The organism is Pseudonocardia sp. (genome assembly GCF_050250275.1).
Classification (GTDB): domain Bacteria; phylum Actinomycetota; class Actinomycetes; order Mycobacteriales; family Pseudonocardiaceae; genus Pseudonocardia.
This window is the reverse complement of record NZ_JBFWOY010000002.1, coordinates 336334-356381: the sequence shown is the minus strand read 5'-3', so window position 1 is coordinate 356381 and position 20048 is coordinate 336334. Positions and strand designations below refer to the sequence as shown.

The window sequence follows — 20048 nt, the reverse complement described above, 5'->3', positions numbered from 1 at the left end:
CGGGTCGCCGACCGCGCCCAGCCGCCCCAGAACGCGCGAGGGGCGCCCGCGATCCCGTTGCAGTCCAACGGCCCGTTGCAGTCCAACGGCCCGTTGCAGTCCAACGGCCCGTTGCAGTCCAACGGCGACGCGAACGACCCCCGGTCAGGCCCGGCCGCGCGCCCCTCACCGCCCGCCGCCATGGCGGGCGCGACGGCCCTGCCTGCGCCCCGCCTCGCCGGCTCCGGACCCGCGCGGCCCGCGACGTCCGAGCGGTCGGGCGAACCCGCGCGCGCCGACACGGCCGGACCGACGGGCCGGGCCGGCCGGTGGGCTCCCGGTGCGACGGCCGCGGCCGCGCCCCCGGCCGCGCTGCCGCGCCGGACCCGCGGGGCCACCCCGCCCGCGCCCGCGCCCCCGCCGCGCGCGACGCCGTCCCGGACGGCCGCCGGGGCGCCGGGCTCGTGGGCCGACGACGTCCCCACGATGAAGCGACTGCTGGCCGGACTACGCCGAATGATGTAGTTCCGGGCGGCCGGAATCATCTTTCACCGAAAGGTTCTGGCGAGTCGGAAGCGGTGCGCTAGGCTCCGGTTTCCCTCGGCCCAGAGAACGACCGAGCAACACCCTCGAACAACCCCCGACGAGGAGACAGAAAATGAGCAACATCGAGCACTCGCTCGACATGGCCGCGAATATCAAGGGCGCTTTCGCCGTGGCCCTGGTCGACTGGGACAGCGGCATGATGCTGGGGTCGCGCGGCGGCAGCGCCGAGTTCGACCTCGACGTCGCCGGCCCGGGCAACAGCGACGTGATCCGCACCAAGCTCGAGGTCGTCCAGAAGCTCGGCCTGCGGGAGAACATCGAGGACATCCTCATCACCCTCGACACCCAGTACCACCTGCTGCGGCTCATCCGCGGCACCGACGAGAAGCTGTTCTTCTACCTGGTGCTCAACCGGGCGCAGGCCAACCTCGCCATGGCGCGACGCGACCTGCGGGTCATCGAGCAGGACTTCTACCTGGCGCACCCGTCCGCGAACGCCCGCCCCGTCCAGTCCGGGCCCGAGGGTCAGTTCTTCCCCTCGAACGCCCAGCGCTGACCCGGGACCCCCACGCGAGGTGAACGCGAACGGCCCCCTCCAGCCCGGCGTCCCTCCGCGTGCCACCGGGGGCGGCGCTCCGGCCCGATCGCCGGACGACACCCTGGCAGCACTCGTCCGCGACCGGGCGGTGGTGGTCGCGGCGCTGCTCGACGCGGGTAGCGGGATGCTGCTGACGTCCCGCTCCCGCGACGGCGCTCCCGAGGATCTCGAGACGGTGTGCGCCGGCCAGGCCGACGTCATCCGTGCCGCGTTCGACGCCGCGCACGTCTCGATCGGCGGCCCCGAGCCCACGGAGGTCGTGGTCTCCCACGGAGACCGGCTGTACCAGCTGCTGCAGACGGTGCACGACCCGCTCGGCGACCGGCTCGTGCTGTCGCTGCTGGTGCAGGGCCCGCCACGGGCCCTGCGCCGGGTCCGGCGGCGGTTGGGCCGGATCGACACGGCGACGCTGGTGCCGCTGCCGCAGCGGAGCCACGTGCCGCCCGCGCAGTCCGGAACCGACCTCTTCACCCCGGCGCAGCAGGGTGCCCAGGGCCCCTGGTGGGCAGGTGACGGCCTGCGCGCCGCGCCTCCCGCAGGGGCGCCTCCCACCGGCCCGGCGCCCGCCGGCGCGGCTGTCGGGGGCGCACCTCCCGCGGCGCCCGCCGCAGCCCCGGCGCCCGCCCCGGCCCCGGCGCCGTGGGCCGGTCCGGTCGCCGCGCCACCGGGTGGGTTCAGCGCGGAGGTCATCGACTCGGCGATCGAGGCCACCGTGCGGATCGCCGCGCACGCCCCCGCCCCGCCGGCGTCGACGGCAGCCGCCCTGCCCGCCCCGGCAGCCGCACCGCCCGTCCCGGCTGCTGCCGCCCCGCCGGTGCCGGCCGCTCCGCCGGTGCCGGCCGCTCCTGCGTCGCCGGTGTCGGCGGTTGCCCCGTCGTCGTCCGATGCCACGGCCCCGTCGTCGTCCGATGCCACCGCCCCGTCGTCGTCCGATGCCACGTCACCGCCGGTGTCGACCGAGCTGCCGGTGTCGACCGCGCTGCCGGTGTCGAGCGCCCCGCCGGTGTCCAGCGCGCCGGGCGAGACCGCACCCGCTGCGCCGGCTGCGGCCGCGTCGCCGGTCACGGTGTCGGCGGGAGTGCCGGAACGCGACGACCACCCGGCCTCGGCGGTGGACGCGGAACCCGATCCGGTCACCACCGCGCTGCCCGTGTCCCCGCCCCGGGCTCCCGAACCCGCCGCGACCGGACCCCGCCCGATCACCGTGAGCATCGGGTCCAATCCGGCCGCCCTGCCGGCGCGCCCCGCAGGCACACCCACGGGCCCGTCGGTCCCGACACCGCCGGCGGCCCCCGGCGCCGCACCGGGCCCGGCGCGGCCCGCGACACCCGTCGCGATGCCTGCCGTCCCGGCCCGGCCCGCTGAACCGCCGCCACCGGAGCCGGGGTCCGCGACGTCCGTCCCGCCGGCGCCCACCGGGACGCCGGGGACGTCCGCAGGTCCCGAGACCCGCCCCGCCGCGGGCGGCCGGGCCGCCGGCTGGTCCACCGCGTCCGTGCTCGGCCACGGCGCCGGACCCGGCGGCGCGTCGACCCCGGCGGACGTCGTCGAGGCCCTGGACCGCGGCGCCGCCGGCCTCTCCGGCGCCGCGCTGTTCACCGGCGTCGTCCCGGCCGTCCAGCCGCCGCCCGTCGACGACCCGCAGCCCCCGCCCGGGTGGGACCAGCAGCCCCCGCTCGGGTGGGAGCAGCAGCCCCCGCTCGGATGGGAGCCGCCGCCGCGCGCGTGGGACGCAGGGCCGCTGTCCGCGGGCCCCACGTCGACCGCCCCGGCCGCCGCCGCGCCCGACGGCGACGCCGAGCCGCACCCGTGGTTCGGCGGCCGGCACGCGCGTCCCGACGGGGCGCCCCCGGCGACCACGGCCGGTCCCGGCCCCGGCCGGCACACGACCACCGGCTCCTTCCCGGCGATACCGGTGACCGTGTCCGCCCCGGCCAGGGGTGGACCGGCCTCCCCGGTCGCGCAACCGGCTGCGGCGCAGCCCCGTCCGCTCCCGGGCCCGCGCGCCGCCGAGCCGGCCACGCCGGTCGACCGCGTCGTGGCGGCGGCCCTGCAGGGTGCCGGACGCAACGGTGCGGCGCCCCCGGCGTCGGCGGGATCGCTGTTCGAGCCTGCCCGGCGCACCGGGACCGACCTGGGTGCGGTGCCGGGCAACCCCGAGGACGCGGGCGCCGGGGTCGGCGTCCCGGATGCCCGCGCGGCGCTCGACGACGCACCGCTCCGCACGGCCCCGGCGGGCGCCGCCTCCGCGGACCCCGGGCGGGACGGCGGGAACCGGGTCGACCCCGGGCGATAGCCTCGACCGCACACATCCGTACGTGTCCTCCGGAGGCAAGTCGTGTCCGCACCATCCGCCCAGCCCCCGTCCGCCACCGTCGAGGTGCCGGCCGGTACGACGGCCGGTGCCGCGGTGCGGGAGGCAGGCCTGCCGTCCAACGGTCCCGGTGCGGTCGTCGTCGTCCGCGACGCCGAGGGCCGGCTGCGTGACCTCGCGTGGACCCCGGACACCGACGTGACCGTCGAGGCGGTCGGCGCCGACACCGAGGACGGGCGCAGCGTCATCCGGCACTCCGCCGCGCACGTGCTGGCCCAGGCGGTGCAGCAGGTCGACCCGGACGCGAAGCTGGGCATCGGCCCGCCGGTGACCGACGGCTTCTACTACGACTTCGACGTCGCGCAGCCGTTCACGCCCGAGGACCTGTCGAAGCTCGAGTCGGCGATGAAGAAGATCATCAAGGCGGGCCAGCGGTTCTCCCGGCGCCGCTACGACTCGCTCGAGGCGGCCCGCAAGGAGCTGGCCGACGAGCCGTACAAGCTCGAGCTCATCGACCTCAAGGGCGCACCGGCCGACGACGTCGTCGAGGTCGACGGCTCGGGCGAGCTCACCGCCTACGACAACGTGCACGCCCACACCGGCGAGGTCGTCTGGTCGGACCTGTGCCGCGGCCCGCACGTGCCGACGACGAAGTACATCCCGGCGTTCAAGCTGATGCGCTCGGCGGCCGCGTACTGGCGGGGCAGCGAGAAGAACCCGATGCTGCAGCGCATCTACGGCACCGCGTGGGAGTCCACCGAGCAGCTCGACCTCTACCTCGACCGGCTGCTGGAGGCGGAGAAGCGCGACCACCGCCGCCTCGGCGCGGAGCTCGACCTGTTCTCCTTCCCCGACGAGATCGGCTCGGGGCTGCCGGTGTTCCACCCGAAGGGCGGGGTGGTGCGCAAGCAGATGGAGGACTACGCGCGGCGCCGCCACGAGGAGGCGGGCTACGAGTTCGTCAACACCCCGCACATCACCAAGGCGCAGCTGTTCCACACCTCGCGGCACCTGGAGTGGTACTCGGAGGGGATGTTCCCTCCCATGCAGGTCGACGCGGAGTACGGCGCCGACGGGGAGCTGCGCCGCCAGGCCCAGGACTACTACCTGAAGCCGATGAACTGCCCGATGCACAACCTGATCTTCCGGTCGCGGGGGCGGTCCTACCGCGAGCTGCCGCTGCGGCTGTTCGAGTTCGGCCAGGTGTACCGCTACGAGAAGTCGGGCGTCGTGCACGGTCTCACCCGCGCCCGCGGGTTCACCCAGGACGACGCGCACATCTACTGCTCGCGCGAGCAGATGCAGGACGAGATCCGCTCGCTGCTGACGTTCGTGCTGGATCTGCTGCGTGACTACGGGCTCGACGAGTTCTACCTGGAGCTGTCGACGCGCGACCCGGAGAAGTCGATCGGCAGTGACGAGGACTGGGAGATGGCCACCCAGGCGCTGCGCGAGGCCGCGGAGGCCTCCGGCCTGGAGCTGGTCCTCGACCCGGGGGGTGCGGCGTTCTACGCGCCGAAGATCAGCGTCCAGGCCAAGGACGCGATCGGGCGCACCTGGCAGCTCTCGACGATCCAGGTCGACCTCATGGAGCCCGGCCTGTTCGACCTGGAGTACACCGCCGGCGACGGCTCCCGCCAGGAGCCGATCATGATCCACCGGGCGCTGTTCGGGTCGATCGAGCGCTTCTTCGGGGTGCTGCTGGAGCACTACGCGGGCGCGTTCCCGGCGTGGCTCGCGCCGGTGCAGGCCGTCGCCATCCCGGTGACCGACGACCAGGTCCCGGCCGTGCAGGAGATCGTGGCGCAGCTCAAGGCCCGCGGCGTGCGCGTCGAGCTCGACGCCGGCGACGACCGGATGCAGAAGAAGATCCGCACCCACACCCTGCAGAAGGTGCCGTTCATGCTGCTGGCCGGTGCGCGCGACGTGGAGGCGGGCGCGGTGAGCTTCCGGTTCCGCGACGGCACCCAGGTCAACGGGGTGCCGGTGGCCGACGCGGTCGAGGCGTTGTGCGGCTGGATCGACCGCCGGGAGAACGCGTCGCCGACCGCGGAGACCTTCGGCGCCGGCCGGTAGTCCCCCGCATAGGATTCGGGCCATGAGCGAGCCGGTGCTGGAACCCCAGGACGGGGTGGGCACGGCCGACGGGTTCCGTCGGTTGTGGACGCCCCACCGGCTCGCCTACATCAAGGAGGCGGGGGAGAGCGGCTGCCCGTTCTGCCGCATTCCCCGCCTGCCCGACGACGAGGGTCTCGTCGTCGCGCGGGGGACGAGCGTGTTCGCGCTGCTCAACCTGCACCCGTACAACCCGGGCCACCTGATGGTGCTCCCGTACCGCCACGTCGCCGAACTCGAGGACCTCACCCCGGAGGAGTCGGCGGAGCTGATGGCGTTCACCCAGCACGCCATCCGCGCGATGAAGAAGGTCGCGGCCCCGCACGCGTTCAACGTCGGGCTGAACCTGGGGACGGTCGCGGGCGGCTCGCTGGCCGACCATCTGCACCAGCACGTCGTGCCCCGCTGGGGTGGCGACGCGAACTTCATCGCCGTCGTCGGCCAGACGAAGGTCATCCCGCAGCTGCTCTCGGAGACCCGTGAGCTGCTCGCGGAAGCCTGGGAAGCTCCTGAGAGCGGTGTGCCCGTCACCGGGTCGAGGTCGGCGCACGACTAGTCTGGGGACGGTCAGGTCCTCACCCAACGTCCGTCCGAACGCCAGGAGTCGGCTGCAGCCGATGCTCAACGTCTTCGCTCGTGCCGCCGTCAGCCGTGTCACCGACCCGATCGGTCGCGTGCTGGTGGAGCGCGGGGTCACCCCGGACGTGGTCACCGTCCTCGGGACGGTCGGGTCGGTCGCGGCGGCGCTGTGGTTCCTGCCGCGGGGCCAGCTGGCCATCGGCCCGTGGATCATCACCCTGTTCGTGCTGTTCGACCTCGTCGACGGCGCGATGGCGCGGGCACGTGGCCGGTCGACCCTGTTCGGCGGTGTGCTCGACTCGGTGTGCGACCGGATCGCCGACGGCGCCCTGTTCGCCGGGCTCGTGTGGTGGTGCCTCGGGGCGGGGGAGCAGCGCCTCGTGGGCATCGCGGCGCTGATCTGCCTGGTCGCGAGCCAGATCACCTCCTATGTGAAGGCGCGCGCGGAGGCGTCGGGCCTGCGCGCCGACGGCGGCCTCGTCGAGCGCGCCGAACGGCTGATCATCACGCTGCTCGGCACCTTCCTCGAGGGCGTCGGCGTGCCCTACGCGCTGGCCGTGGCGTTGTGGCTGCTCGCGGCGCTGTCGATCTGGACGGTGGGCGAACGGATCGTCGCGGTCCACCGCAGCGCGCAGGCCGCCGAGCGGGCCGAGCAGTGACCGCGGCCGGGGAGAGACTCGCGAGCCTCGCCTACGGCGCCGGCTGGGGCGTGGTCAAGGCGCTCCCGTCCGGCGTCGCGTCCCGCGTCTTCGACACCGCGGGGGTCCTCGCCGCCCGCCGCGCCGGCCCCGGGGCGCAGCGGCTGCGCGCCAACCTCGCCCGCGTCGTCCCCGACGCCGGCCCGGCCGAGCTCGACGCGCTGGTCCGTGCCGGGATGCGCAGCTACTCCCGCTACTGGTGCGAGGCGTTCCGGCTGCCCGTCATGGACCCGGCGGCCATCGCGCGCGACACCGTCGGCACCGGTCTCGAACCGGCGCTCGAGGCCATGCGCGGCGGGCGCGGCGTCCTGCTCGCGTTGCCGCACAGCGGCAACTGGGACGCCGCCGGCGTGTGGGTCATCGAGATGCTGCGCCGGGCCGGGCTGCCGGCCGGCTTCGGCACGGTCGTCGAACGGCTGCGGCCCGCCGACGTCTACCGGCGTTTCGTCGGCTACCGCGAGTCGCTCGGGTTCGAGGTGTTCGCCTCCGACGACGGCGCCGCCGTCTACCGCGGCCTCGTCGCGCGGCTGCGCGCGTCGGGACTGGTGTGCCTCGTCGCCGACCGCGACCTGTCGGCCGCGGGTGTCGACGTCACGCTCCTCGGGGAGCGCGCCCGCATGCCCGCCGGCCCGGCCCGGCTCGCGGCCATGACCGGCGCGCTGCTCATGCCCGCGCACACCTCCTTCGACGGGCGCGGCTGGCGGGTCGACATCGGCGACCCGATCGACGTCCCCGACCGGGCCGCGGTGCCCGCCGCCACCCAGGCACTGGCCGACGCGTTCACCGCCGGCATCCGCCGCGCCCCGCAGGACTGGCACATGCTGCAGCCGATCTTCACCGCCGACGTGCCCGAGCCGGTGGCGGTCCCATGAGCGGGCCGTGGCGCGGAGGCGCGCCGGGGGAGCGCCGGCGAGCGAGTCGTCGGCGCGGTGCCTGCGCGCAGCGCCGACCGAGCCCTGGCTGGGGGGTGCGATGAGCGAGCGCCGGCGAGCGAGTCATCGGCGCAGTGCCTGCGCGCAGCGCCGACCGAGCCCCGGCGAGGGAGTGCGATGAGCGCTCTGCGGATCGGGATCGTGTGCCCGTACTCGTTCGACGTGCCGGGCGGGGTGCAGGCTCACGTCCTCGACCTGGCGCGGGCGTTGATCCGGCTGGGCCACAGCGTCGACGTGCTCGCCCCGGCCGACGACGACCGCGAGCCCGGCGAGGCGCCGCTGCCGCCGTTCGTCACCTCGGCCGGCCGGTCGCTCGGCGTGCCCTACAACGGGTCGGTGGCGCGCGTGACGTTCGGCCCGGTCTCCTACGCCCGGGTGAAGCGCTGGCTCGCCGAGCACACCTTCGACGTGCTCCACCTGCACGAGCCCACGACGTTCTCGATCTCCGTCCTCGCGCTGCTGGCCGCCGAGGGCCCCATCGTCGCGACGTTCCACACCTCGACCGAGCGCTCCCGGGCCCTGTCCGCGTTCGGCGGGGTCCTGCGCCCGCTCATGGAGAAGGTCACCGCGCGCATCGCCGTGTCGGCGCTGGCCCGCCGGGTCCAGGTCGAGCACCTGGGCGGCGACGCCGTCGAGATCCCCAACGGTGTCGACGTCGGCCTGTTCGCCGACGGCCCGCCGCTGCCGGGCCATCCCCGCCCGGGGATCGAGACCGTCGGGTTCCTCGGCCGGTTCGACGAGCCCCGCAAGGGCATGCCCGTCCTGCTCGACGCGGTGGCCCGGCTGGCGCCGCACCGGCCCGGGCTGCGGCTGCTCGTGGTCGGCCGCGGTGACGCCGCCGCCCTCGTCCGCCGCGCCGGGCCCGTCGCCGACAGGCTCGACGTCCTCGGCCCGGTCGACGACCCCACCAAGGCGGCCGCTCTGCGGTCGATGGACGTCTACTGCGCGCCGAACCTGGGCGGCGAGAGCTTCGGGATGGTCCTCACCGAGGCCATGGCCGCGGGCGCTCCCGTGCTCGCGAGCGGGATCGACGCGTTCCGCCGGGTCGTCGCGGACCCGCTCGGCGGGCCCGCCGCCGGGGTGCTCGCCGCGCCGGGTGACCCGGCCGCGCTCGCGTCGGCTCTCGGGGCGCTGCTCGACGACCCGGCCCGCCGCGCCGCGCTGGGCGCTGCGGGCCGCGTCCGCGCCGCCGCGTTCGACTGGCCGGTCGTCGCCGCCGCGGTGCTGCAGGTGTACCGGGCGGCGGTGGCAGCCGACCCGCGTCGTGTCGTCGCCGCGGCCCGATGACTGTCCTGGTCTGGCTCCTCGTCGCCGTCGGCGTGATCCTGGTCGCCACGGTGGTGGTCTCCTGTGTCGGTCGTGCCCGGCGCCTCGACCGGCTCCACGTCCGCACCGACGCCGCCCGCGACGGCCTCCACGACGCCCTCGACCGCCGTGCCGCCGCGGCCGTCGCCGCACTGCCGGCCCTGCACGGGCCGGCAGCGACGGGCCTGCGCGCCGCCCTCGACGCCCGCACCGGGCTGCGGCCACGTCCCGGTGACGGCCGCGCCGAAACCGTCGAGAACGCCCTCACCAGGGCACTCGCCGCGGTCGACCGCGCCGGGCTTCCTGCCGGGCCGGCCGCCGAGCTCGCCGACGCCGAACAGCTCGTCGTCCTGGCCCGCCGCGTCCACAACGACGCCGTCCGCGACACCCTCGGCCTGCGCTCCCGCAGGCTCGTCCGGTGGCTGCGCCTCGCCGGTACCGCGCCCGTCCCGGAGTACTTCGAGATCGCCGATCCCGACGTCGGTCACAGCGCGACCGCCGCGGCACCGGGTGACCCCGTTCACTGACGTAGGATCGGGAGGTCGTTCTGTCGTCGAGAAGGGTTCCACCGTGTCGTCCGACCAGGCCGTTCCCGTGAATTCCAGCCCTGAGACCAGCGACGCCGCGCAGGGCACCGCGCGCGTGAAGCGCGGGATGGCGGAGATGCTCAAGGGCGGCGTGATCATGGACGTCGTCACGCCGGAGCAGGCGAAGATCGCCGAGGACGCGGGCGCCGTCGCGGTCATGGCGCTCGAGCGTGTCCCCGCCGACATCCGCGTCGAGGGTGGCGTCGCGCGGATGAGCGACCCCGACATGATCGAGGGCATCATCTCCGCGGTCAGCATCCCGGTGATGGCCAAGGCCCGGATCGGGCACTTCGTCGAGGCCCAGGTGCTGCAGTCCCTCGGTGTCGACTATGTCGACGAGTCCGAGGTCCTCACCCCGGCCGACGAGGCGCACCACATCGACAAGTGGGCCTTCACCGTGCCGTTCGTGTGTGGCGCGACCAACCTGGGTGAGGCTCTGCGCCGCATCGCCGAGGGTTCGGCGATGATCCGCTCCAAGGGCGAGGCGGGCACCGGCAACGTCGTCGAGGCCACCCGGCACATGCGCCAGATCCGGTCCGACATCCGCCGCCTCGGCACGCTCGACGAGACCGAGCTGTTCGTCGCGGCCAAGGAGCTGCAGGCGCCGGTCGAGCTGGTCCGTGAGGTCGCCGCCGCGGGCAAGCTGCCCGTGGTGCTGTTCACCGCGGGCGGCATCGCCACCCCGGCCGACGCGGCGATGATGATGCAGCTGGGCGCCGAGGGCGTGTTCGTCGGTTCCGGCATCTTCAAGTCGGGCGACCCGGCCCAGCGTGCGGCGGCGATCGTCAAGGCCACCACGTTCCACGACGACCCCGACGTCATCGCCAAGGTGTCGCGCGGTCTGGGCGAGGCCATGGTCGGCATCAACATCCCCGACCTGCCCGCCGAGCAGCGCTACGCCTCCCGCGGCTGGTGACCTGCCGCTGATCCCGCACGTCCCGCGACGGCCCCGCCACACGTGTGGCGGGGCCGTCGCCGTTCGCGGCTGTCGCTCGAACGGGTCGACCTACCGGTCCGGGCGACACGCCGGGCCCGTGGTGACCGTCCGTCACGGCGGCGTGGTCCACCTGCGGGTCGCGACGGCCCGTTCGGTCACGGAACGCGAGATCCAGCGGCTCAGCGTCCCCACGTATCGGTGACGAGCCCTCACGGGGGTCACGCTGTGCTCCTAACCTCCCGGTGGTTCCTGTGACGGAAGTGAGGGAGGAGCCTGATGAGGCGCTACGTGAGCATCGGCGGCATTGTGATCGCCGGGACGTTGTTCGGCGGGTCGCTGGCGTTCGCGGCGTCCGCGGACCCGGTCCCGCCCGCCGTCTCGTGCGGCGCCCAGGGGCCCGCGGCGCCCGGCCTCGTGCCGCTGACGACCATGCCGCCCGGCGCGCCCGCCGCACCGGGAACATCCGCCCCGCCGGGGGCACCGCTCGCGGGCACGCCGCAGGCCGCGGCGGTCGAGGGCGGTGACGACGAGGACGCCGAGGACTCGGATGCCTGGGACGACGACTCCGGCGGGGACGACCAGGACAGCGGCGACGACCAGGGCTCGGACGACTGGTCCGCCGACGACCAGGGCTCCGACGACGACCGGTCCGCGGGCGACGTCGACGACCGGGACTCGGGTGACGACCAGAGTGCTGGTGACGACCAGAGTGCGGATGACGACCAGAGTGCGGATGACGACCGCAGCGCCGGCGACACGAGTGGTGACGCGAGCGCCCCGGACCCCGGTGCCTCCACGGGCACGGCGCAGGCGCCGCCGGTGACGACGTGTACGCCCACGGCCCCGGCCGCTCCGGGAACGCCGACCACGCCGGGTTCTCCGGTGACCCCGGCTCCGGGCGTCGCCGTGCCGCCCACCACGGCGCCGGTCAGCACGCCCGACCCCGCCGGCGTGGCCCCGGCGGACGCCACCCGCTGATCCGGCACCGACAGCGGTGAGGGTGCGCCCCGGCAGGCCCGGGGCGCACCCTCGGCGTCGTCGGCAGCCGTGAGGTTGCGGTGGGAGGACGGCGCGCAACCTCAGCGTCGTGGACCGGCGTTGCGGGAGCAGTGGGGTTGCGGCCGGACGCTCGCGCGCAACCTCAGCGTCGTCGGCCGGCGCTGCGGGAGCAGTGGGGTTGCGGCCGGACGCTCACGCGCAACCTCAGCGTCGTCGGCCGGCGTTGCGGGAGCAGTGGGGTTGCGCGCGGACGAGCGGGTGCGACCTCGGCGTCGGCGGTAGCCGTTGCGGCGGCAGTGCGGTTGCGGTGAGAGGACGGCGCGCAACCTCAGCGTCGTCGGCCGGCGTTGCGGGAGCAGTGGGGTTGTGGCCGGACGCTCGCGCGCAACCTCAGCGTCGTGGACCGGCGTTGCGGGAGCAGTGGGGTTGCGCTCTGAGCGGGGGCGAGGGGGTCAGGTGTACTCCATGACCAGCATCGCGGCGCTGCCGGCGGCGAGGGCGGTGTAGGTGTGGGGGCGGTCGCCGGGGAAGCAGGCGTAGTCGCCGGGGCCCAGCTCGACCTGCTCGCCTTCGGGGCCCGCGACCCAGCGGCCCGCGGTGACCAGCATGTGTTCGACGGTGCCGGGGATGTGGGCGTGGGCCTCGCGTGCCGCGCCGGGTTCGCCGGTGACCAGGTGCAGGTCGCGCCGCGCGCCGGGCGGGCAGGCCGACAGCAGCGCGCTGGTGAAGGGTGCCGACTCCGAGGTGAGCGGGGCGGCGTGGCCGAAGCGGACGACGCGGACGGGCTGGGCGGGTGTCTCGACCAGTCGTGCGAACGGGACGCCGAGTGCGACGGCCAATGCCCACAGTGTCTCGACGCTGGGGTTGCCGGCGCCGCTCTCCAGCTGGGACAACGTGGATTTCGACAGTCCCGCGCGGCGGGCGAGCTCGCCGAGGGAGAGTGCGCGCCGGGTGCGTTCGCGGCGGACCGCGTCGGCGATCGCGCGCAGGGGTGGGCCTTCGGGTGCGTCGACGGTCGTCGTCTCGTCCGTTCGCTCCACCGGTCTCCTCGTGCGACTTGACGAACACTGGGCTGGGTGTTCAGTGTAGAACACCATGCGTTCGTTTTGTCGAACACCCGCGTCGGGGAGCCCGGCCGACGGGTCGCGTGCCGACCTCGGCGACGTCCTCGCCCTGGCTGTTGCCCTCGGCGTCGTCGGGGCGTCGTTCGGGGCGCTCGCGGCCGCCGCGGGGATCCCGTTGCCGATGGTCGTCGGCATGTCGGTGATCGTCTTCGCGGGCGGGTCGCAGTTCCTGGTCGTGGCGGTCGTCGCCGCGGGCGGCGGAGTGCTCGCCGCGGTCATGGGTGGGCTGCTGCTCAACGCCCGGCACATCCCGTTCGGGCTCGCGATGGCGCCCGTGGTCGCCGACCGGCCACTGGGCCGGGTGCTCGGCGCGCACATCCTGATCGACGAGGCGGTCGCGTTCTCCCGGGCGCGCGGCGCGGGTCCGCGGGCGCGCCGGGCGTTCTGGGCCTGCGGCATCTCGTTCTTCCTGTTGTGGAACATCGGCACGCTGCTCGGTGCGGTCGCGGGTGCCGCGGTGCCCGACCCGAACGCGTTCGGCATCGACTCCGCGTTCCCGGCGGCCCTGCTGGCCCTGTTGCTGCCGGGCCTGCGGGCCGCGGACGCGCGGCGGGTCGGTCTGGGCGCCGCGGCGGTCGCCCTGGCGGCGACGCCGTTCCTCCCGCCCGGCCTGCCGGTCCTGGCCGGGCTCGCGGGTCTGGCCCTGGCGGGCGGCGCACCCCTGGCGACGGTGTCGTCGTGACCTGGACGGCGGTCCTGGTGCTCGGGGTCGGCACCTATCTGATGCGGCTGTCGGGGTTGCTGTTGCGCGGGCGTGTCGAGGTGCCCGCGAAGGTGCAGCGGCTGCTCGACCTGGGCGCGACGGCGCTGCTCGTGGCGCTCGCGGCGACGGCTGCGCTCACCGAGGCGGGTGGTTTCGCGGGGTGGGCGCGCCCGGCGGGTGTGGCGGTGGGGGCGCTCTCGGCGTTGCTGCGGGTGCCGTTCGTGCTGGTCGTCCTGCTGGCCGCGGGTACGACGGCGGGGTTGCGGCTGCTCGGGGTGCCGTGACGAGCGGTCGTGGGTGGCGACGGTCGCCGACGCGACCGTCGCCACCGACAGGGTCAGGCGCCCACGGATGCCGGGGCGGCGTCGTAGCGGGCGAAGGTGCGGGTGAAGGTGGCCGTGCCGGAGGTCGTGGCCCGCAGGTCGACGGCGTAGCGCAGCAGCTCCACCGCCGGGACCTCGGCGACGACCAGGGTGCGACCGAGGCCGGCGACCTCGGTGCCCAGGACGCGTCCGCGTCGCGCGGACAGGTCGCCCAGGACCGACCCGAGGTGCTCGTCGGGGATGCGGACGCGCACGTCGTCGAGCGGTTCGAGCAGGACCGTCCCGCACACCTCGGCGGCCTCGCGCAGCGCGAGCCCGCCGGCGGTCTGGAAGGCGGCGTCGGAGGAGTCGACGCTGTGCGCCTTGCCGTCGACGAGTGTGGCCTTGACGTCGAGCACCGGGTAGGCGGTCTCGCCGCCTGCGGTGAGCCCGCGTTCGAGCTGGGCGCGGATGCCCTTCTCGACGCTGGGGACGAACTGCGTCGGTACCGAGCCGCCGACGACCTTCGACGCGAACACGAACCCGCTGCCGCGCGGCAGCGGCTCGAACTCGACGTGGCAGACAGCGTACTGGCCGTGCCCGCCCGACTGCTTGACGTGGCGTCCGGTGACCCTTCCCTTGCGCGCCAAGGACACTCGCATGGGGACGCGCACGGGTTCGGTGTCGACCTCGGCGCCGCCGGCGCGCAGCCGCGACAGGACGACGTCGGCGTGTGCCTCGCCCATGCACCACAGCACGGTCTGGTGGGTCTCGGAGTTGCGTTCCAGGCGCAGCGTGGGGTCCGCGGCGACGATCTTGGACAGCGTCTTGATCAGCGCGTCCTCGTCGCCGCGGGAGTGTGCGACGACCGCGACGGGCAGCAGCGGGTCGGGCAGCTCCCAGGCCTGCAGGAGCAGTGGGTGGTCGGCGGCGGAGACGGTGTCGCCGGTCTCGGCGGACCCGAGCTTGGTGAGCGCGCAGATGTCGCCGGCGATGCAGCTGTCGACCTCGCGGAGCGTGGCGCCCAGCGGTGAGTAGACGTGGGCGAGGCGCTCGTCGACGTCGTGGCCGTTGTCGTCGGCGACCTCGCCCGGCACGCCGTCGTCGGACGGGGTGCGCTGTACCGGGATGTGCCCGCTGACGTGCACGGTGGCGTCCGGGCGCAGCGTGCCGGAGAACACCCGGACCAGCGAGACCCGGCCCACGTAGGCGTCGGCGGAGGTGCGCACGACCTCGGCGGCCAGCGGCCCGGCGGGGTCGGCGGCCAGTGCGTCGTGGGAGCTGCCGTCGACGCCGGAGACGCGGGGCAGCGGGTGCTCCAGGGGCGAGGGGAAGCCGCCGACGACGACCTCCAGGAGCGCGTCGAGCCCGATGCCGCTGGAGGCGCAGACCGGGACGACGGGGTGGAACGAGCCGCGTGCCACGGCCGTCTCGAGGTCGTCGACGAGCGTGGCGACGTCGATGTCCTCGCCGCCGAGGTAGCGCTCCATGAGCGACTCGTCCTCGGACTGCTCGATGATGCCTTCGATGAGCTCGCCGCGGGCGTCGTCGGCGCCGTCGGGTGCCGCGCCCTCGGGGGTCTGGGAGAGCAGCCCGTAGAGGTCGGCGAGGCCGCCGTCGGCGGACCGGATCGGCAGGTAGAGGGGTGCGACGCCGGCGCCGAAGGCGTCGCGGCAGGCGTCGATGGTCGCCTCCAGCGAGGCGCGGGCGTGGTCGCAGCGGGCGACGACGACGGCGCGGGGCATCCCGACCTCGGCGCACTCCTCCCACTGCGCGACCGTCGCGGGGTCGACGGAGCCCTCGTGGCCCTCCGACGCCGGGATCACGAAGAGGGCGGCGTCGGCGGCGCGCAGCCCGGCGCGCAGCTCGCCGACGAAGTCGCCGTAGCCGGGGGTGTCGATGAGGTTGATCTTCGTCCCGTCGTGCACGAACGGGGCGACCGACAGCGCGACGGAGCGCTGCTGGCGGACGGCGGCCGGGTCGTGGTCGCAGACGGTCGTCCCGTCGAGGACGGTGCCCTGGCGGGGGATGACGCCGGTGTGGGCCAGCAGGGCCTCGACGAGCGTCGTCTTCCCTGCTCCGCTGGGCCCGACGAGGACCACGTTGCGTACGTGGGCGGGATCGGTGACGGCGGGGGCCCGGCCGGCCCCCGCACGTTGCCCGCTGTCTGCTCTGCCGGCCATCGCGACCACCTCCACGGTGGTGTCGAGCGCGGCGCCCCGTTGCGCCGGGCTGTGCTCGATTTCACACCCGTACCGGGTCGGTCACAACCCCCGGAACCGGGATTACGCGCGGAGTAGGGTCGTCGGCCGTGCCCATCCCCGGTCCCGGTTATGCCATCACCGCGCGCGTCGAGGCGCCCGCGTCCGCCAGTGCCGCAGGTGACCTCGCCGTCGCGGTCGGCCGCGTCGGTGGTGTCGTCACCGCGTACGACGTCGTCGAGGCGCGGACCGACACGATCGTCGTCGACATCAGCTGCAACGCGCTCAACGAGGCGCACGCCGAGGAGATCACCGCCGCGCTCGAGGCGCTGCCGGGTGTCTCGGTGCGCAAGGTGTCGGACCGGACCTTCCTGCTGCACCTGGGCGGCAAGATCGAGATCCAGTCGAAGGTCAGCCTGCGCAACCGCGACGACCTCTCCCGCGCCTACACCCCCGGCGTGGCGCGGGTCTGCCAGGCGATCGCGGCCAACCCCGCCGATGCCCGGCGGCTGACGATCAAACGCAACACGGTCGCCGTGGTCACCGACGGCTCGGCGGTGCTGGGCCTGGGCAACCTCGGCGCGGCCGCGGCCATGCCGGTGATGGAGGGCAAGGCGGCCCTGTTCAAGAGGTTCGCCGGCGTCGACGCGTGGCCGGTGTGCCTGGACACCCAGGACACCGAGGAGATCATCCGGACCGTCGAGATCCTCGCGCCCGCCTACGGCGGCATCAACCTCGAGGACATCGCCGCGCCGCGGTGCTTCGAGATCGAGCGCCGGCTGCGCGAGCTGCTCGACATCCCGGTCTTCCACGACGACCAGCACGGCACCGCCGTCGTCGTGCTCGCGGCGTTGCGCAACGCGCTGCGTGTGGTGGGCAAGAAGTTCGCCGACGTCCGCGTCGTCGTCTGCGGGGTGGGTGCGGCGGGCTCGGCGATCATCCGGCTGCTCACCTCCGAGCAGACCGCGGACGTCGTCGCCGTCGACGTCGACGGCATCGTGCACCGCGACCGCGCGGGCATGGACGCGAACCTCGTCGAGATCGCGTCGATCACCAACGCGCGGAACACATCCGGCTCGCTGGCCGACGCGCTCGTCGGTGCCGACGTGTTCATCGGGGTGTCGGCGCCGAACCTGTTCGGCGCCACCGAGGTGGCGACGATGGCCGACGACGCGGTCGTCTTCGCCCTCGCCAACCCCGACCCGGAGATCGACCCGGCGGTCGCGCACCAGCACGCCGCGGTCGTCGCGACGGGCCGTTCGGACTACCCGAACCAGATCAACAACGTGCTGGCGTTCCCGGGTGTGTTCCGCGGCCTGCTCGACGCCCATGCCCGCGACATCACCGACACGATGCTGCTCGCCGCGTCGGCGGCGATCGCCGACGTCGTCGCGGAGCCGAACCCGTCGTTCATCGTGCCGAGCGTGTTCGACACCTCGGTCGCGCCGGCGGTGGCGGAGGCGGTGCGCGCCGCGGCGACGCGCGACGCGAAGGAGTCCGAGCCCACAGGTCGGCCCGCGTGAGCGTGGCGTTCTACCCCGGTCGCGGCGACTATCCTGGGTGCCCGTGAACGCGCCTGTCATCGGAGTCCTCGCCCTGCAGGGCGACGTCCGTGAGCATCTGTCCGCGCTGTCGGCCTGCGGTGCCGAGGGGCGCCCCGTGCGCCGCGCCGCGGAGCTCGCGGCCGTGGACGGGCTCGTGATCCCGGGCGGGGAGTCGACCACGATGAGCAACCTGCTCGGGGTCTTCGAGCTGCTCGAGCCGCTGCGGGCCCGGATCGCCGACGGCATGCCCGCGTACGGGTCGTGCGCGGGCATGATCCTGCTGGCGTCGGAGGTGCTCGACGGGCGCCCCGACCAGCAGCAGCTCGGCGGGCTCGATGTCGTGGTGCGCCGCAACGCGTTCGGTCGTCAGGTCGACTCGTTCGAGACCGACCTGGACTTCGACGGTGTCGAGGGCGACCCGGTGCGGGCCGTGTTCATCCGGGCGCCGTGGGTGGAGAAGGTCGGTGCCGGGGTGGAGGTCCTCGCCTCGGTCCCGCCGGTCACCAGCGCGGGCCACGACGCCGGTGAGGCCGCAGGCCGGGCGGTGGCGGTGCGGCAGGGCCCCGTCCTGGCGACGGCGTTCCACCCCGAGCTGACCGGCGACACCCGGGTGCATGCGCTGTTCTGCGACATGGTGCGTGAGGCGGTCGCGGGCCGCCGGTAGGATCGAACGGTTTCCGGCAGGTTCGGTGTGTTCCCGGCTGCGCGGCCCTGGTGGGCCCGGCCCGGTCGCCGAGATGTGCCGCACGTGAGCAGCGGAAAGGAAGGTCCTGCCGATGAGCGGCCACTCCAAATGGGCGACGACCAAGCACAAGAAGGCCGTCATCGACGCCCGCCGGGGCAAGATGTTCGCCAAGCTGATCAAGAACATCGAGGTCGCGGCGCGCACCGGTGGTGGTGACCCCGACGGCAACCCGACGCTGTTCGACGCGATCCAGAAGGCGAAGAAGAGCTCCGTCCCCAACGACAACATCGACCGCGCCGTCAAGCGTGGCTCGGGTGCCGACGCCGGGGGTGCCGACTACCAGAACATCACCTACGAGGGTTATGGCCCCAACGGTGTCGCGCTGCTGATCGAGTGCCTGACCGACAACCGCAACCGGGCCGCCACCGAGGTGCGCACGGCCATGACCCGCAACGGCGGGGCGATGGCCGACCCGGGTTCCGTGGCGTACCTGTTCAACCGCAAGGGCGTCGTGATCGTCCCGAAGGCCGGGCTCAGCGAGGACGACGTCCTGCTGGCGGTGCTCGATGCGGGTGCCGAGGAGGTCAACGACCTGGGGGAGTCCTTCGAGGTCGTCTCGGAGGCCACCGATCTGATCGCGGTCCGCACGGCGTTGGTCGACGCGGGCATCGACTACGACTCGGCCGACCCGACGTTCCTGCCGACGATGCAGGTCGAGCTCGATGCCGACGGCGCGAAGAAGGTCTTCAAGCTGATCGACGCCCTGGAGGACTCCGACGAGGTGCAGAACGTCTACGCCAACTTCGACGTGAGCGACGAGGTCATGGAGGCGGTCGACGCCTGACCGCCGGCCGCGCCCGTCGCGGACCGCAGGGAGTCGTTCGGTTCGTCGGGATCGTCACGCCACAGGCGATTCGCCTCCGATATCGGATTCGCTTGGTTTCACATTCTTTGCCGACCCGAATTCGAGAGCCACGTCATTCCGAGCGCCTTTAGCCTTGCTTTACCCACTCTTTGCATGCAACATCGAGGCGTGGATGACGAGGAGTTGACGGTGCTCGCGGCGAACGTCGGCGTGGTCGACGCCGTCCTGGTCGGGTCGTACGTCATCGCGGAGTTCTCGCTCCTCACGGAGATGACCGACCCCGCCTTCGATCCGGTGTTCGACTTCCTGGCGACGCGGTCGCACTCGGTCGTCGCCGATGCGATCCAGCCCTCCGAGACCAAGGAGGGCGCCTGGGCGCGGGTGATGCATTTCGAGCTGCACGACGACGACGGGTCGTCGGACCCGTTCGACGATCTCCCTTTCCGCGCCGGGACGCACTGACCGGATCCGGCGCTGGATAGGGTCGCCGCCATGGTGGCCCCCGATGTCGCGACGGTCCTGCGGATCGGGGTCCCGTCCCCGGAGCACGCCGGCGAGATGCTGACGGTGCAGCGCGCCGCCTACGTCACCGAGGCGCAGCGCTACCACGCACCCGGCATCCCGCCGTTGCGCGAGACCGTGCAGGAGATCCGCGCCGACCTCGCCGGTGCCGGGCCCGCGCTGGTGGCACGGGCGGCGTGGCTCGGGTCCCGGCTCGTCGGGTCGGTCCGGGGCCGGATCGACGGGGCGGCGATGGAGGTCGTCCGGTTCACGGTGGCCCCGGACGTGCAGGGCGGCGGGGTGGGCCGGGCGTTGCTGGCGGCCCTGCATGCCGCGGCGCCCGCGTCGGTCCGCTCGTTCTGGCTGGTCACGGGTGGTCGCAGTGAGGACAACCTGCGGTTCTACGGTGCGGCGGGCTACCGCAGGACCGGCACCGTCGTCGACGACGCAGGAGTCGGGCTGGTGCGCATGGAGCGCGACCGGGAACCGCTGCCGGCCGAGGTGTGAGGGCCCCGCTGCGGGGCCCCGCACCCG

General features: G+C 74.2%; 19 protein-coding genes and 1 pseudogene. 18 read left to right on the top strand and 2 right to left on the bottom strand.

The annotated features are described in order from the left end of the window. The 11 genes and pseudogenes from AB7F12_RS03730 to AB7F12_RS03680 form a co-directional block, all read left to right on the top strand. A pseudogene (locus AB7F12_RS03730) lies at positions 1-504 on the top strand (hypothetical protein); the annotation flags it as partial. A 133-nt stretch (positions 505-637) separates the two neighbouring features. Then, positions 638-1081 carry a hypothetical protein gene (locus tag AB7F12_RS03725; RefSeq protein ID WP_428498343.1) on the top strand — a complete coding sequence of 148 codons (444 nt, stop codon included), beginning with the start codon at positions 638-640 and terminating at the stop codon, positions 1079-1081. 19 nt (positions 1082-1100) lie between these two features. Then, positions 1101-3419 carry a hypothetical protein gene (locus AB7F12_RS03720; protein WP_428498344.1) on the top strand — a complete coding sequence of 773 codons (2319 nt, stop codon included), beginning with the start codon at positions 1101-1103 and terminating at the stop codon, positions 3417-3419. 42 nt (positions 3420-3461) lie between these two features. Then, positions 3462-5513, top strand: coding sequence for a threonine--tRNA ligase (thrS, locus tag AB7F12_RS03715; protein ID WP_428498345.1), 2052 nt, complete (start codon positions 3462-3464; stop codon positions 5511-5513). A gap of 22 nt (positions 5514-5535) precedes the next feature. Beyond that, positions 5536-6108, top strand: a complete 573-nt coding sequence (locus tag AB7F12_RS03710; RefSeq protein ID WP_428498346.1) for an HIT family protein — start codon at positions 5536-5538, stop codon at positions 6106-6108. Between the two features lie 61 nt (positions 6109-6169). Next, positions 6170-6790 carry a phosphatidylinositol phosphate synthase gene (pgsA, locus tag AB7F12_RS03705; RefSeq protein ID WP_428498347.1) on the top strand — a complete coding sequence of 207 codons (621 nt, stop codon included), beginning with the start codon at positions 6170-6172 and terminating at the stop codon, positions 6788-6790. Further along, on the top strand, positions 6787-7701 hold the full coding sequence (locus AB7F12_RS03700; RefSeq protein WP_428498348.1) for a phosphatidylinositol mannoside acyltransferase: 915 nt from the start codon (positions 6787-6789) through the stop codon (positions 7699-7701). Before pgsA ends, AB7F12_RS03700 begins: the two co-directional genes overlap by 4 nt. A gap of 186 nt (positions 7702-7887) precedes the next feature. Further along, entirely contained in the window at positions 7888-9048 is a 1161-nt protein-coding gene (locus AB7F12_RS03695; RefSeq protein ID WP_428498357.1) for a glycosyltransferase family 4 protein, read from the top strand. Further along, on the top strand, positions 9045-9593 hold the full coding sequence (locus AB7F12_RS03690; protein ID WP_428498349.1) for an NUDIX hydrolase: 549 nt from the start codon (positions 9045-9047) through the stop codon (positions 9591-9593). The genes AB7F12_RS03695 and AB7F12_RS03690 overlap by 4 nt, the downstream gene beginning before the upstream one ends. A 67-nt stretch (positions 9594-9660) precedes the next feature. Then, positions 9661-10569 carry a pyridoxal 5'-phosphate synthase lyase subunit PdxS gene (pdxS, locus tag AB7F12_RS03685; protein ID WP_428498350.1) on the top strand — a complete coding sequence of 303 codons (909 nt, stop codon included), beginning with the start codon at positions 9661-9663 and terminating at the stop codon, positions 10567-10569. A 297-nt stretch (positions 10570-10866) separates the two neighbouring features. After that, positions 10867-11568: a hypothetical protein gene (locus AB7F12_RS03680; protein WP_428498351.1), complete on the top strand. Its 702-nt coding sequence runs from the start codon at positions 10867-10869 to the stop codon at positions 11566-11568. Between the two features lie 473 nt (positions 11569-12041). Here the strand turns inward: AB7F12_RS03680 and AB7F12_RS03675 are convergent, their stop codons facing one another. Further along, entirely contained in the window at positions 12042-12629 is a 588-nt protein-coding gene (locus AB7F12_RS03675) for a helix-turn-helix domain-containing protein (protein WP_428499237.1), read from the bottom strand. A gap of 55 nt (positions 12630-12684) precedes the next feature. Here AB7F12_RS03675 and AB7F12_RS03670 point away from each other — a divergent pair, with 55 nt between their 5' ends. Beyond that, positions 12685-13395: an AzlC family ABC transporter permease gene (locus AB7F12_RS03670; protein WP_428499238.1), complete on the top strand. Its 711-nt coding sequence runs from the start codon at positions 12685-12687 to the stop codon at positions 13393-13395. Next, on the top strand, positions 13392-13700 hold the full coding sequence (locus AB7F12_RS03665; protein ID WP_428499239.1) for an AzlD domain-containing protein: 309 nt from the start codon (positions 13392-13394) through the stop codon (positions 13698-13700). Before AB7F12_RS03670 ends, AB7F12_RS03665 begins: the two co-directional genes overlap by 4 nt. Positions 13701-13753: 53 nt before the next feature. Here the strand turns inward: AB7F12_RS03665 and AB7F12_RS03660 are convergent, their stop codons facing one another. Further along, positions 13754-15901: an elongation factor G-like protein EF-G2 gene (locus AB7F12_RS03660; RefSeq protein WP_428516245.1), complete on the bottom strand. Its 2148-nt coding sequence runs from the start codon at positions 15899-15901 to the stop codon at positions 13754-13756. A gap of 128 nt (positions 15902-16029) precedes the next feature. On the opposite strand from AB7F12_RS03660, the gene AB7F12_RS03655 reads away from it, so the two are divergent. The 5 genes from AB7F12_RS03655 to AB7F12_RS03635 all read left to right on the top strand — a co-directional run bounded on the left by AB7F12_RS03655 (position 16030) and on the right by AB7F12_RS03635 (position 20021). Further along, positions 16030-17442, top strand: a complete 1413-nt coding sequence (locus AB7F12_RS03655) for an NAD-dependent malic enzyme (RefSeq protein WP_428499241.1) — start codon at positions 16030-16032, stop codon at positions 17440-17442. A 43-nt stretch (positions 17443-17485) separates the two neighbouring features. Next, a complete protein-coding gene (pdxT, locus tag AB7F12_RS03650) occupies positions 17486-18127 on the top strand; it encodes a pyridoxal 5'-phosphate synthase glutaminase subunit PdxT (RefSeq protein WP_428499242.1) in 642 nt (213 codons plus the stop codon). A 112-nt stretch (positions 18128-18239) separates the two neighbouring features. Then, entirely contained in the window at positions 18240-18992 is a 753-nt protein-coding gene (locus tag AB7F12_RS03645; RefSeq protein WP_428499243.1) for a YebC/PmpR family DNA-binding transcriptional regulator, read from the top strand. 189 nt (positions 18993-19181) lie between these two features. Further along, positions 19182-19475 carry a hypothetical protein gene (locus AB7F12_RS03640; protein WP_428499244.1) on the top strand — a complete coding sequence of 98 codons (294 nt, stop codon included), beginning with the start codon at positions 19182-19184 and terminating at the stop codon, positions 19473-19475. Between the two features lie 30 nt (positions 19476-19505). Then, complete coding sequence (locus AB7F12_RS03635; protein ID WP_428499245.1) at positions 19506-20021, top strand: GNAT family N-acetyltransferase; 516 nt, start codon at positions 19506-19508, stop codon at positions 20019-20021. Positions 20022-20048: the final 27 nt, after the last annotated feature.

Excerpts from the sequence above, each read along its gene's own strand:
- AB7F12_RS03725 (WP_428498343.1), top strand. The coding sequence starts at position 638 with ATGAGCAACATCGAGCACTCGCTCGACATGGCCGCGAATATCAAGGGC.
- AB7F12_RS03710 (WP_428498346.1), top strand. The coding sequence starts at position 5,536 with ATGAGCGAGCCGGTGCTGGAACCCCAGGACGGGGTGGGCACGGCCGAC.
- pgsA (WP_428498347.1), top strand. The coding sequence starts at position 6,170 with ATGCTCAACGTCTTCGCTCGTGCCGCCGTCAGCCGTGTCACCGACCCG.
- AB7F12_RS03690 (WP_428498349.1), top strand. The coding sequence starts at position 9,045 with ATGACTGTCCTGGTCTGGCTCCTCGTCGCCGTCGGCGTGATCCTGGTC.
- AB7F12_RS03680 (WP_428498351.1), top strand. The coding sequence starts at position 10,867 with ATGAGGCGCTACGTGAGCATCGGCGGCATTGTGATCGCCGGGACGTTG.
- AB7F12_RS03670 (WP_428499238.1), top strand. The coding sequence starts at position 12,685 with ATGCGTTCGTTTTGTCGAACACCCGCGTCGGGGAGCCCGGCCGACGGG.
- AB7F12_RS03660 (WP_428516245.1), bottom strand. The coding sequence starts at position 15,901 with ATGGCCGGCAGAGCAGACAGCGGGCAACGTGCGGGGGCCGGCCGGGCC.
- AB7F12_RS03645 (WP_428499243.1), top strand. The coding sequence starts at position 18,240 with ATGAGCGGCCACTCCAAATGGGCGACGACCAAGCACAAGAAGGCCGTC.
- AB7F12_RS03635 (WP_428499245.1), top strand. The coding sequence starts at position 19,506 with ATGGTGGCCCCCGATGTCGCGACGGTCCTGCGGATCGGGGTCCCGTCC.